This window comes from Micromonospora sp. KC723 (assembly GCF_004348595.1).
Classification (GTDB): domain Bacteria; phylum Actinomycetota; class Actinomycetes; order Mycobacteriales; family Micromonosporaceae; genus Micromonospora.
The window spans coordinates 80,803-93,618 of the sequence record NZ_SMKD01000003.1; the positions used below are offsets into that span (position 1 = coordinate 80,803).

Consider the following 12,816-nt stretch of genomic DNA (forward strand, 5'->3'; position numbering starts at 1 on the left):
AGCGAACGTGAAACAACCAGGTATACCACTCGTATGACCCTTATCGGCAGAAGCCCGGAAAAAGACCTGATCAGACATGAATGCGCCTAACGTTCATCGTGGCTCGTCCTCCTGAGCCGACCCAGAGAAGGGATGAGGGACATGTCGAAGAGGTTTCTGACCAAGCTCGCCGGCGGGGCGGTGCTGGGAAGCGCCGCCCTGCTGCTCGCTGCGCCGGCCGCCGCGCTCGCCACGACCGACGGGCCGACCAAGGAGCCCAGGAACTCGAACCAGGAGCGGGAGTGGGAAAGGGACTCGGCTGACGAGACGCGTGAGAACGGCACGCGCAAGCGGTTCAACCTGCGCGACAGCGAGGGCAACGGGGTCACCTGCGCGACCAACGACCAGAACGCCGACGCGAACGTCATCCAGAACATCAGCGACAACGTCATCGTTGGAGGCGCCAACGTGTTCACTCAGACCGGAGTGGCGGCTGCGACGAACGTCAACGCCCAGGCCGTCGTCGTCTGCATCCGCGACATCGAGCTGGATGTGGACGTCGACATCGACGTGCTCGACAACATCCTCGACGCGGTCGAGTCGGCCACCACCGGTGGGACGGCGGGCTGGGTCCCCGGGCTCGGCGGCGTGTACGCCGGCCCGGACGGAGCCTGGGTGAACCCGGGCCGCGTCTCCTGAGATCCTGACGCGCGAGAGCCCGGGCGAGGCGGGCGACGGGGGATCCCGACGGGCGGAACTGATGGTGCCGGTGTGTTCTCGGCACCGGACCGTCGAGGGATCGACCGACGTCAACCTCGCCCGGGTCGTCGAATCCCTACCACCGGGACCCGGACGCCTCCGCGGCCGTCGCCCGCCGTCCGCGACCCTCCGGCGCGTCCGGGTCGAACGGCTCGTAGTCGAACCAGTCGAAGCGGACGGTGCCGGAGACGGCGTACATCCCGATCACCCGGCCGGTGAAGCCGCCGGCAACCTCTGTCGACAGGTACCGGCCGTCGAGTTCGGCCAGCACGTCGAACGTGCCGTCCTCCGCTTCGACGCCGAGGTGCAGGACGTCCGGCTCCTCGCGCGGATGCCAGCTCCGGGGCGACGACGCGACCACGTCGATCCGTAGCCGCAGTGGCCCGGCCGCAGCCGGCCGGGTGGCGACCGTCGGCCGGAACGAGCCCGTTCGCGCCAGGACCCGCACCTCCCCGCCGCCGGCTTCGATCTCGTAGTGGTGCTGCTCGTCGATGCGCACGGCGAGCCCGCCCTGCCCGTCGGTGGTGTCGACCATTGCTCCCACCCGGCAGGACAGGTGTTGCTGGCGACGGCCGACGAACGTGACGTCGGGATCGTCGAGCGATCGGCCACGGGCGTGCAGGGTGAGCCACCCCGGGCGGTCGGTCGTCGACCAGCATGCGGAGGGCCGGGAACGCACCGAGATCCACCGCGGGTGCAGCCGGTCCGCGTCGAAGTCGTCCCGCACCGGCGGCACCGCCACCGGGTGCGCCGGCCACGGTGGCGCCGCCATGACAGGCGCGACCTCGCCGACGACGGGCCAACCGTCGACCCAGGTGACCGGCGCCAGGTACGTCTCCCTGCCGAGCACGTGCCAACCGGGGGTACCACCCCGGGGCCGTACCCCGAGCAGCACCATCCACCACGAGCCGTCGGGTGCCTCGACGAGGTCGGCATGGCCGGTGTTCTGGATCGGTCGGTTGGTGCCCCGATGGGTCACGATGGGGTTGGCGGGGCACGCCTCGAACGGCCCGTCGGGTGCGGGTCCACGAGCGATGGAGACCGCGTGCCCCCGCTCGGTCCCACCCTCGGCGATCATCAGGTACCAGTAGCCGCCGATCCGGTACAGGTGGGGCGCCTCGGGCGCCTGGGCGCCGGGCGTGCCGGACCACAGCTGTCGTGGCTTGTCGACCGTCCTGCCGGTCACCGGATCGATGCGCACCTGGTAGACCCCGGCGGAGGTGCACCAGCACCGGCCCTCGTCGTCCCAGGCGAGATCGGGGTCGATACCCGCGACGTCGGGCAGCCTGACCGGGTCTGACCAGGGGCCGGCGGGATCCGTGGCGGTGAACACCAGGTTTCCCCCGCCCGGGGCCACATTGGTGACGATCAGCCAGAAACGGCCGTCGTGGTACCGCAACGTCGGCGCGTAGACACCACCGGAGGACGGTGTCGCCGACGGCAGGGACAGCTGGCCGGGCCGGTCCAGGGCGTTGCCGATCTGCTCCCAGTGCACCAGGTCCCGGCTGTGGAAGATCGGTACGCCCGGGAAGTACTCGAAGCTGGAGCAGGCCAGGAAGTAGTCGTCGCCCACCCGGCACACGCTCGGGTCGGGGTGGAAGCCGGCGATCACCGGGTTGGTGAAGACGCCACCGTCCCAACCAACCGTCCGGGCCGCCGCGCCGGCCGTGGCTGTTTCCTCCTGGACCGCCCTCATGGAGTGCCTCCCTGATCCCGTTGTCGCGGCACCGGCGACAACGGCTCGACGACGGGCGTGTCGGCCGGGTTCGGACGCTCCGGCGCGGTCGCGTTCCCGCCACCCCCACGCCCACACAGCCGTCATCAGAGTCGACCAACGGCCAGAAAGCCTATCGACCCAGTTCGGTGTTTTCCAGCCCGCAGCGCTGGAAGGCCGGGCGCTCCCGTCGACGGATGTCCCGTGAGAGCGCGGAACACCGCGCACCGCCGAGCGCCGCGACGTCCCCGACTGACCAGGGGGCGCCCCGGGACCGGACGCCCCCTCGCCTCTTACCTCGGCTGATCGGCCGAGGTGGACTCAGGCCCGGTAGGGCCGGGCTGCCCGAGCGTCGCGCAGCACCCGCGCCCACCAGGTGATCTGGTCCAGCAGCGCCTTCGCCGCCTGGTTCACCGGCCCGCTCTCCAGCGGATCGCCGTGTTCGTCGAACTTGCCGTGGCACATCGGGAAACTGACCGTCTCGCGAACGGTCACGGTGTGCAGCTCCGCGAAGACCACCCGCAGCTGCTCCACCGCCCGCAGTCCGCCGGAGATGCCGCCGTAGGACACGAAGCCGACCGGCTTGGCATGCCACTCCGGGTTCACCGCGTCAATGGCGACCTTCAACGCACCGGGGTAGCCGTGGTTGTATTCCGGCGTGACGACCACGAATGCGTCCGCCCGGCCGATCCGCTCGGCGAAGGCACGCACCTCCGCGGCCTCGTACTGCCCGGTGCTGACCGGGGTCGCCTGGCCGGTCACCGGCAGCGGGGTCTCCGCCAGGTCGATCAGATCCACGACGGCGTCCCCCCGCTGCTCGGCCTGCCGGGTGAGCCATGTCGCCACCACCGGACCGAACCGGCCCGAGCGAACGCTGGCCAGGATGATCGCCAGCCGGTACGGCGTTTCCGTCACACTTACCTCCACAATCTCTCGATCCCGACGCGTGCCGCGAGGGATGCGTGGCCGGCCCGATTTCGCTCTGCCGGCGCCGGCCGTCGCGATGACCACCACCACAGCCACCCTAAAACCTCAACAATTGTTAGGGTCAAGCTGGCGAAAGAGACGAACAACAGAGGGGTGAACCGATGACACCCGACAAGGAGTTGACGGTGGGTCAGCTCGCCGAGCGAAGCGGGGTCAGCGTCTCGGCACTGCACTTCTACGAGCGCCAGGGGCTGATCACCAGTTCACGGACCGCCGGCAACCAGCGGCGGTACCGCCGCGACACCCTGCGCCGGGTGGCGCTGATCCGGATCGCGCAACGCGTCGGCATACCGTTGGCGCAGGTGGCCCAGGCGCTGGCGGAACTGCCCGACGACCGGGCGCCCAACCGGGCCGACTGGGAACGGCTGTCCCGCGGCTGGCAGGACGACCTCGACGCCCGTATCCACTACCTGCGCCTGCTCCGGAACAGCTTCGCCGACTGTGTGGGCTGCGGATGCCTGTCCATCGACCGCTGCCTGCTGGCGAACCCCGACGACGTCCTCGGCGCCCTGGGCTCGGGACCGCACCGGCTCGCCCCGTACGGCACCGGCCGGAAGGCTACCGGGGCAGGCTCGTGAACTCCCGCTGCCGCGCCTCGGTGCGGTAGAGCCGGTACCCCCGGGCCAGGTACCCGGGCAGGGCGTTGGGGTGGTCGTACACCGACGTGCGTTGCCAGACCCGTTGGATCGGGGTGCCGTCGACCGACGGGAGACCCCACGCTGCCCGGGTGACCAGGGTCAACAGACCTCCGCCGATTCCTCGACCGATGAACTCCGGCATCAGCCCGAAGAACTCGGTCTCGACGTCGCCGCCCGGCTGGACCTGTAGTTGCGCCAGCCCGGCCGGCGCTCCGCCGAACTCCGCAATCCAGGTGTGCACACCGGGACGACCGAGGTGCTCGCGCCACCGCTGCTCCGACCAGCGCAGCGACTCCCAGTCGTGAGGGCCGGCCACCACGTCATGCACCTTCCGGACCAGCGGCAACTCGTCCATGCCCACCGACCTCAACCGCAGCGCGCGATCCACCACCGCCGGTCGCAGTTGGTCCGGAGAGGTCATTTCCAGATAACTGACGAAGTCCGTGAGAATCATGCGATACACGCTAGCGCGCATTCCCGACCGATGATAGACGCACAGCAGGTCCACGGGTTACGGCGAATCGCGCATAACACCGACGCCGTGCAGTTCTCTTAGCATCCGGCTAGAGAAAGTCTAGGGGTTGCCGCAGCCACACCCCCTCGAAGCCGCCTCTAAACCAACTCTAAGCTCACCCATGCGCAACAGGGCACTGTCGATTCTGGCTGTCACCTTGAGTCGATCGAGAGGTTGCCATGAAAGCGCTCGTTCTTGCCGGCGGAAAGGGAACACGGCTGCGCCCTTTCACGTACTCGCTGGCCAAGCAACTCGTACCTGTCGCCGGAAAACCGGTACTCGTGCACTGCCTGGAGAAGATCCGTGAGATCGGCGTACGCGAGGTCGGCATCGTCGTGGGCGAACGGGCCGATGAGATCATGGCGGTCGTCAACGAGGCCACCCATCTCGACCTGACCGCGACCTACATCCGCCAGGACCAGCCCCGCGGGCTGGCCCACTGCGTGGCGATCGCCCGCGACTTCCTGGGCGACGACGACTTCGTCATGTACCTCGGCGACAACGTCTTCACCAGCGGCATCCACCGCTCCGCCGCGGCCTTCGCGCGGCGGCGTCCCGATGCCCTGGTCACCGTCACCAAGCGGCCCGACCCACAGGGGTACGGGGTGGTCGACGTGAACACCGACGGCGTGGTGCGTGCCCTGCTGGAGAAGCCCGCCCACCCGCCGAGCGACCTGGTGGTCACCGGCGCGTACTTCTTCACCCCGGTCATCCACGAGGCCGTCCGGGCGATCCAGCCGAGCGGCCGCGGCGAGTTGGAGATCACCGACGCCCTGCAACACCTCGTCGACACCGGTCACCGGGTCGTCGCCGAGGAGTACACCGACTTCTGGCGGGACACCGGGAGCATCGACGAACTCCTGGAGTGCAACCGGGAACTGCTGGAGCGGCTCGACGCAGACCAGGCCGGGAACATCGCCGGCCACGTCGACGCGGACAGCGTGCTGCGCGGCACGGTGGTCGTCGGCGCAGGCACGCTGGTCGAACGGTCCCGGTTGACCGGCCCACTGGTCATCGGCGAGGGCGCCCGGGTGACCGACAGCGACCTCGGGCCCGGCACCTCGGTCGGGCGCGGCTGCGTCGTGCGCAACTCCGGCATCGAGGACTCGATCCTGCTGGAGGGCGCCGACGTCGACGGCCTCCCCGCGCTGCGCCGCTCACTGGTGGGACGCTGGGCGCAGGTCAACGGCACCTCCGCCGCCCCGCACCGGCTCATCATCGGCGATCACGCCCTCGCCGAGGTGGCGGCATGAAGATCCTGGTCACCGGCGGCGCGGGCTTCATCGGCTCGCACTACGTCCGCAGCCTCCTCGCCGGCGCATACCCCCGCTATGTCGACGTCGACGTCACCGTCGTGGACAACCTGACCTACGCGGGCTCGGTGGGCAACCTGCCCATGAGCCACCCCCGCCTGACGTTCGTCAAGGGCGACATCTGCGACCAGGAGCTCCTCGAACACCTCCTGCCGGGCCACCGGCAGGTCGTGCACATGGCCGCCGAGTCGCACGTCGACCGCTCGCTGAGCGGACCGACGGAGTTCATGCGTACCAACGTGATCGGCACCCAGGTACTGCTCGAGGCGTGCGTGCGCGCCGGAGTCGAGACCGTCGTGCACATCTCCACCGACGAGGTGTACGGCTCCATCGAGGAGGGCAGTTGGACCGAGGCCGAGCCGCTGCGGCCCAACTCGCCCTACTCCGCCTCCAAGGCCGGCTCCGACCTGGTGGCACGCGCGTACTGGCGCACGCACGGGCTGGACGTACGGATCACCCGCTGCTGCAACAACTACGGCCCGTACCAGCACGTCGAGAAGCTCATCCCACGGTTCGTCACCCAGCTGCTGCGGGGCGAGAACGTGCCCCTCTACGGCCAGGGAGACAACGTCCGGGAGTGGGTGCACGTCGACGACCACTGCCGGGCCGTCCAGCTCGTGCTCGAACACGGGCGAGCTGGGGAGATCTACAACATCGGCAGCGACGTCGCGCTGACCAACCGAGAGATGACCAAGCGGCTGTTGACGCTGTGCGGCGCCGACTGGAGCCGGGTGCGGCACGTCACCGACCGCAAGGGTCACGACCTGCGCTACTCGGTCGACGACACGAAGATCCGCACTGAGCTGGGCTACCAGCCGCGCTGGTCGCTCGACGAAGGGCTGCGCCAACTCGTCGAGTGGTACCGCGACAACCGGAGCTTCTGGGACCCGACCGTGCGGGTGACGACATGATCGGCACGGCCGGCACGGCCGGCTCCCCCGCCCTGACCCGCGCCATCGCGCAGTGCGCCGCGCTCCCCGCCCTCCAACAACCCGACTGGGAGGACGCCGACGCCGTCCAGCAGATGCGCGACCACCTCGCCGAACTGCCGCCGCTGGTCACCCGGGAAGAGGTGCTGGCGCTGCGGGCCCTGCTCCGCGACGTGGCGGAGGGACGGCGGCACGTCGTGCAAAGTGGCGACTGCGCCGAGGACCCCGCCGAGTGCACCCACGGGCAGATCGCCCGAAAGGCCACCCTGATCGACATGCTGGCCTCCGCGATGTGGCTGGGGTCGCGCCGGGGCGTGGTCCGGGTGGGACGGATCGCCGGACAGTTCGCCAAGCCGCGTTCGCAACCCACGGAACTGGTCGGGGGCCGGGAACTACCGGTCTTCCGGGGGCACCTGGTCAACAGCCCGGAACCACACCCGGAGTTGCGCCGTCCCGACCCCAAGCGCCTGCTGTCCGGCTACTGGGCGGCCAGCACGGCGATGGAGGCCCTGCGAGGCAGGCTCGACGGCGATACCGCCGCCGGACGCCGGACCTGGACCAGTCACGAGGCCCTGCTGCTCGACTACGAGCTGCCGATGTTGCGGGACTGTGGCGACGGGGAACTGATCCTGACCTCGACACACTGGCCCTGGATCGGCGACCGGACCCGCCAGCTCGACGGCGCGCACCTGGCCCTGCTGGCCGCCGTGGCGAACCCCGTGGCGTGCAAGGTCGGGCCGAGCATGTCGGCCGACGAACTGGTCCGCATCTGCGACCGGCTCGACCCGCACCGCGAGCCGGGACGGCTCTGCCTCATCGCCCGGATGGGCGCCGAGACGGTGATGGACCACCTGCCCGCCCTGGTGGACGCGGTCCGGGCCAACGGCCATCCGGTCATCTGGCTCTGCGATCCGATGCACGGCAACACCGTCGTCCACGCCGGGGTCAAGACCCGCTTCGTGCGTCGTCTCGCCCGCGAGGTCCGGCAGTTCCGTGCGGTGGTCGAGGCCGGCGGCGCGGTCGCCGGCGGCCTGCACCTGGAGACCACCCCGGACCAGGTACACGAGTGCGTGCTCGACGAGGACCACCTGCCCGGTGCCAGCGGCCGGTACACGAGCAAGTGCGATCCCCGGCTGAATCCGGAGCAGGCCGTCGCGGTCGTCTCCGCATGGCACGAGTGAGTGGACATGGATGGCGACGAGGTTCCTGCCCGGTCAGAACCGTTGGGAGAGGTCATGCAGTTTCGCGAGTTCCACGACAGGATCGCCCTGGTGACCGGTGCCGGTAGCGGGATCGGTGCGGCGGTGGCGCGGGCGCTGGCCGCGAACGGCGCCACGGTGGCCGCGCTGGATCGCGACGCGGAGCGCCTCCGCGCCACGGTGGAGAAGATCCGCAGCGACGACCACCGGGCCACCGCGTACGAGGTGGACGTCAGCGACCGAGCCCGCGTCGAGCGGGTCGTCGACCGGGTCGAAACCGAGCTCGGTCCGATCAGCTACCTGGTCAACAGCCACGGCGTGCTGCACGTCGGGGAGGTGACGGCACTGGCCGACGAGCAGTGGACGGAGTGTCTCGAGGTCAACGCCACCGGCGTCTTCCTGGTCACCCGCGCGGTCGTCGGCCGGATGACGTCCCGGGCCGCCGGCGCGGTCGTCAACATCGCCTCGAACGTCGTCGGCACGGCCCGGTCCGGCATGAGCGCCTACTCGGCGTCCAAGGCCGCGGTCAGCGCGTTCACCCGCTGCCTCGCCCTGGAGGTGGCGCCCCACGGCATCCGCTGCAACCTGGTCGCGCCGGGCTCCACGGACACGCCGATGTTGCGGGCCCTGTGGCCCGACGGAGACGCGGTGTCGGCCTCCATCGCGGGCCGGCCGGAGGCGTACCGGGTGGGCATCCCCCTCGGCAAGGTCGCCCAGCCCGGCGAGGTTGCCGACGCCGTGCTCTACCTGCTCTCCGACCGGGCCTCGCACATCACGATGCAGCAGCTCACCGTCGACGGCGGCGCCACGCTCGGCGTCTGAAACACCTGAGAGGTCGCAGTGGGAATCCCCGACATCACCCCGTACTCCATGCCCACCGTTGATGCGCTGCCGGCCAACACCGTCCGGTGGACCCTCGATCCGCGGCGCGCCGTGCTGCTCGTCCACGACATGCAGCGCTACTTCCTCCGCCCCTTCCCGGCCGGCCGGTCGCCGGTGACGGAGCTGGTCGCCAACTGCTCGCGGCTGCTGGCGTGGGCGCGGGAGCAGCGCCTGCCCGTGGCCTACACCGCCCAACCCGGCGGGATGAGCCCGGCGGATCGCGGCCTGCTGCGGGACTTCTGGGGTCCGGGCATGGCGACCGACCCGGAGCACCGCGACGTGGTGACACCGCTGGCCCCGGAACCCGGGGACTGGCTGCTGACGAAGTGGCGGTACAGCGCGTTCCACCGCAGCGACCTGCTGCGGCGGATGCGCGCCGCCGGCCGGACCCAGCTCGTCTGCTGCGGGGTGTACGCCCACGTCGGCGTGCTGATGACCACGGTGGACGCCCTGACCCACGACATCCAGGCCTTCCTCGTCGGCGACGCGGTGGCGGACTTCTCCGCCGAGTACCACGCGCTGGCCCTACGGTACGCCGCCGAGCGCAGCGCCGCCGTCACCAGCACGGTCGGGGTGCTCACCGCCGCGGCGCCGGTGGGGGCACGCCCGTGAGCACCCTTACCCATGCCGGCGAAGCGTTGCTGGCGGAGGTCCTGGCCGGCCGGACCGGCCCGTTCGCGCTGCTGCACCGCGAGGGCCGGCCGGACCACGTCGACGTGGTCGTCGGCCCCGCCCTGACCGTCGAAACCCTTGCCGACATCCCGCTGCCGGAGGCGACACCCGCCACCGACGGCGAGCGGCACGAGGCGCTCGTGCTCGTGCCGTACCGGCAGGTGGCCGAGCGCGGGTTCGTCTGCGTCGACGACGGCACGCCACTGACCGTCATCCGGGTGGAACGGGAGGCCCGCGTTCCGGTGCCGACGGTGGTCGCCCGGCTACCGGAGGTGCCGATCTCCGTCGTGGGCGGCGGCTTCGATGTCGACGACGACGGTTACGCCCGGATCGTACGCGACGTGGTGCGCGACGAGATCGGCAGCGGTGAGGGCGCGAACTTCGTCATCCGGCGCTCCTTCGTCACCGACATCTCCGAGTACACCCCGAGGGTCGCGCTGACCTTCTTCCGTCGGCTGCTGGAACGGGAGAGTTCGACGTACTGGACGTTCCTCGTGCACACCGGCGACCGGACGCTGATCGGAGCGAGCCCGGAGCGGCACGTGAGCCTGCGCGACGGGATCGTGGTGATGAACCCGATCAGCGGCACCTACTGCTATCCCCCGTCGGGGCCCCGCCTCGACGAGCTGATCCACTTCCTCGCCGACGAGAAGGAAACCGACGAGCTGTACATGGTCGTCGACGAGGAACTCAAGATGATGGCCCGCATCTGCGACGAAGGCGGCCGGGTGCACGGGCCGTACCTCAAGCAGATGGCCAAGGTCGCCCACACCGAGTACCTGATCGAAGGGCGGACGTCCTACGACGTGCGGGAGATCCTGCGCGAGACCATGTTCGCCCCGACCGTGACCGGTAGCCCGCTGGAGAACGCCTGCCGGGTCATCGCCCGGCACGAGCCGACCGGACGGGCCTACTACAGCGGAGTCGCCGCGCTCATCGGCCGTGACGCCACCGGCGACCGCACTCTCGACTCGACCATCCTGATCCGTACCGCGGACATCGCCCCCGACGGCCGGCTGCGCATCGCCGTCGGCTCCACCCTCGTGCGGCACTCCGACCCGCAGGCGGAGGTGGCGGAGACCCGCGGCAAGGCCGCGGCGCTACTGGCGGCGCTCGGCAGCGCCGCCCCCGGCAGGCTCGCCGACCACCCACGGGTCCAGGCCGCCCTGGCCCGCCGCAACGAGCCGATCGCCCAGTTCTGGCTGCGACCGGTCGGCGACAGCGGCGAGCACACGCCGGACCTGGCGGGCCGGCGGGTGCTCGTCATCGACGCCGAGGACACCTTCACCGCGATGATCGCGGCACTGCTGCGGTCGATGGGACTGACCGTGACCACCCGTCGTTACGACGAGGAGCACCGATACGAGGACCACGACCTCGTCGTCATGGGGCCCGGCCCCGGCGACCCGACCAACGAGCAGGACCCCCGGGTGAACTGGCTGACCGTCTCGATGCGCCGGCTGCTCGGCACCGGTCAACCGTTCCTGGCGGTCTGCCTCAGTCACCAGGTGCTCAGCCGTCTGCTCGGGCTGCGCGTGACCCGACGGCCAGCACCCAACCAGGGTGTCCAGCAGGAGATCGACCTGTTCGGGCGGCCCGCGCGCCTCGGCTTTTACAACAGCTTCGCGGCCTTCAGCACCGTCGACGAGCACCCCTACGGCAGCGGCGAGTCGGTCACGGTCAGCCGGGACCGGTCGACGGGCGAGGTGCACGCCCTGCGGGGACCGCACTTCTGGTCCGTGCAGTTCCACGCCGAGTCGGTGCTGAGCAGGGACGGCGCCGCGGTGATCCGGGATGCGCTGCGGGAGCTGCTGGCCCGGCACCCGGCGGTGGCGCGGTGAGCGGGGCCCCGGCGGCCGGACGTCGCCGCGCCAGTGACGGTCCACGGGCGCCGCTCGACTCCGGAGACGGAAAGGAGATCCGCGCATGCTCCAGGTCCTGATCGTCGGTGGCGGCATCGGTGGACTGGCCGCCGCCCTGGCCCTCAACCGGGCCGGCCACCGGGTGGTGGTACTCGAACGCAACCCCGAGTTCACCGAGCTCGGGGCCGGGATCCAGCTGGCGCCGAACGCGTTCCACGCCCTCGACCGGCTCGGGGTCGGCGACCGGGTGCGCCGGCGCGCGGTCTTCATCGACGAGCTGCGGTTCATGGACGGCACCACCGACGAGCAGGTGACCAGCCTGCCGCTCGGCGCCGGATACCGTGAGCGCTTCGGCAACCCGTACGTGGTGGTGCATCGCAGCGACCTGTTCCAGCCCCTGCTGGCCGCCTGCCGCGAGGCCCGCACCATCGTGCTGCACAGCGACAGCCGGGTGGTGGGCTACGGGCAGGACGGCACGGGGGTGTGGGCCGTCCTCGCCGACGGCCGCGAGTTCCACGGCGACGTGCTCGTCGGCGCCGACGGGATCCGCTCGGCGATCCGCCGGCAACTCGTCGGCGACGGCGAGCCGAGGGTCTCCGGCCACACCATCTACCGGTGTCTGATCCCGATGGAACGGGTGCCGCCCGAGCTGCGCTGGAACTGCGTCACCCTGTGGGCCGGGCCGGCCTGGCACGTCGTGCACTACCCCGTCGCCGGCGGCCAGCACCTCAACCTCGCGGCCACCCGCGACGACAACGCCACCGCGGTGGTCAGCGGACGGCCCGTCGACGACGCCCACGTACGGGGGCAGTTCGCCGGGCTCAGCCCCACCCCCAGGAAGCTGCTGGGTCTGGGCGCCGACTGGCGCACGTGGGTGCTCTGTGACAGAGACCCGGTGCCACAGTGGGCCGACGGGCGCGTCGTCCTGCTCGGCGACGCGGCCCATCCCATGCTGCAGTACGCCGCCCAGGGCGCCTGCCAGGCCCTGGAGGACGCGGTCGTGCTCGGGGACCTGCTCGCGGCCCCGAGCCACGACGTGCCACAGCAGCTGCGCGACTTCGTGGCGCTGCGCCAGGACCGTACCGCTCGGGCGCAGCTCGTGGCCCGGAGGATGGGCAGCCGGCTCTACCATCCGGCACACCGCTCCGCCCTGGCCCGCAACCGTCTGCTGCGTGCCTTCAGCGCCACCGATCTGTACGACCAGATCGCCTGGCTGCACGACGCGCGCGAGATCGGCGAGCGGGTCGGCGTACCACAGTGAGCCCCTAGTCGGACTGTATCCGGCGCTCCAGCGCGCCACCCGATGCTAGATCACGCGCCGCCCGGGGTCCCCCGACCGGTCCGGCGCGGCCAGGCCAACGGAGGTAT

General features: G+C 70.8%; 12 protein-coding genes. 9 read left to right on the forward strand and 3 right to left on the reverse strand.

Going from position 1 to position 12,816, the window contains the following annotated elements; genetic code table 11:
• The first annotated feature begins 141 nt into the window (after positions 1-141).
• Positions 142-678: a hypothetical protein gene (locus E1165_RS01875; protein WP_132387020.1), complete on the forward strand. Its 537-nt coding sequence runs from the start codon at positions 142-144 to the stop codon at positions 676-678.
• Between the two features lie 136 nt (positions 679-814).
• Here the strand turns inward: E1165_RS01875 and E1165_RS01880 are convergent, their stop codons facing one another.
• Together E1165_RS01880 and E1165_RS01885 are read right to left on the reverse strand one after the other, a co-directional pair.
• On the reverse strand, positions 815-2,434 hold the full coding sequence (locus tag E1165_RS01880) for a glycoside hydrolase family 43 protein (RefSeq protein ID WP_132387022.1): 1,620 nt from the start codon (positions 2,432-2,434) through the stop codon (positions 815-817).
• Between the two features lie 339 nt (positions 2,435-2,773).
• Positions 2,774-3,367 (reverse strand): NADPH-dependent FMN reductase, encoded by a 594-nt coding sequence (locus tag E1165_RS01885; RefSeq protein WP_132387024.1) that lies wholly within the window; start codon positions 3,365-3,367, stop codon positions 2,774-2,776.
• A 173-nt stretch (positions 3,368-3,540) separates the two neighbouring features.
• Between E1165_RS01885 and soxR the strand changes: the two genes are divergently transcribed.
• Positions 3,541-4,017, forward strand: coding sequence for a redox-sensitive transcriptional activator SoxR (soxR, locus tag E1165_RS01890; protein WP_132387026.1), 477 nt, complete (start codon positions 3,541-3,543; stop codon positions 4,015-4,017).
• On the opposite strand, the gene E1165_RS01895 is transcribed toward soxR, so the two are convergent.
• Complete coding sequence (locus E1165_RS01895; protein ID WP_165945104.1) at positions 3,998-4,531, reverse strand: GNAT family N-acetyltransferase; 534 nt, start codon at positions 4,529-4,531, stop codon at positions 3,998-4,000. The two genes, soxR and E1165_RS01895, sit on opposite strands and share 20 nt — an antisense overlap.
• Before the next feature lie 239 nt (positions 4,532-4,770).
• Here E1165_RS01895 and E1165_RS01900 point away from each other — a divergent pair, with 239 nt between their 5' ends.
• The 7 genes from E1165_RS01900 (at position 4,771) to E1165_RS01930 (ending at position 12,709) form a co-directional block, all read left to right on the forward strand.
• Positions 4,771-5,844, forward strand: a complete 1,074-nt coding sequence (locus E1165_RS01900; RefSeq protein WP_132387030.1) for a glucose-1-phosphate thymidylyltransferase — start codon at positions 4,771-4,773, stop codon at positions 5,842-5,844.
• Positions 5,841-6,815 carry a dTDP-glucose 4,6-dehydratase gene (rfbB, locus tag E1165_RS01905; protein WP_132387032.1) on the forward strand — a complete coding sequence of 325 codons (975 nt, stop codon included), beginning with the start codon at positions 5,841-5,843 and terminating at the stop codon, positions 6,813-6,815. The genes E1165_RS01900 and rfbB overlap by 4 nt, the downstream gene beginning before the upstream one ends.
• Positions 6,812-8,014, forward strand: a complete 1,203-nt coding sequence (locus tag E1165_RS01910) for a 3-deoxy-7-phosphoheptulonate synthase (RefSeq protein ID WP_132387034.1) — start codon at positions 6,812-6,814, stop codon at positions 8,012-8,014. Before rfbB ends, E1165_RS01910 begins: the two co-directional genes overlap by 4 nt.
• A 54-nt stretch (positions 8,015-8,068) precedes the next feature.
• Complete coding sequence (locus tag E1165_RS01915; protein WP_132387036.1) at positions 8,069-8,854, forward strand: 2,3-dihydro-2,3-dihydroxybenzoate dehydrogenase; 786 nt, start codon at positions 8,069-8,071, stop codon at positions 8,852-8,854.
• 48 nt (positions 8,855-8,902) lie between these two features.
• Positions 8,903-9,526, forward strand: a complete 624-nt coding sequence (locus E1165_RS01920; RefSeq protein ID WP_132387038.1) for an isochorismatase family protein — start codon at positions 8,903-8,905, stop codon at positions 9,524-9,526.
• Positions 9,523-11,427, forward strand: a complete 1,905-nt coding sequence (locus E1165_RS01925) for an anthranilate synthase family protein (RefSeq protein ID WP_305792144.1) — start codon at positions 9,523-9,525, stop codon at positions 11,425-11,427. Before E1165_RS01920 ends, E1165_RS01925 begins: the two co-directional genes overlap by 4 nt.
• Positions 11,428-11,512: 85 nt before the next feature.
• Complete coding sequence (locus E1165_RS01930) at positions 11,513-12,709, forward strand: 3-hydroxybenzoate 6-monooxygenase (RefSeq protein WP_132387040.1); 1,197 nt, start codon at positions 11,513-11,515, stop codon at positions 12,707-12,709.
• The last annotated feature ends 107 nt before the right edge of the window (positions 12,710-12,816 follow it).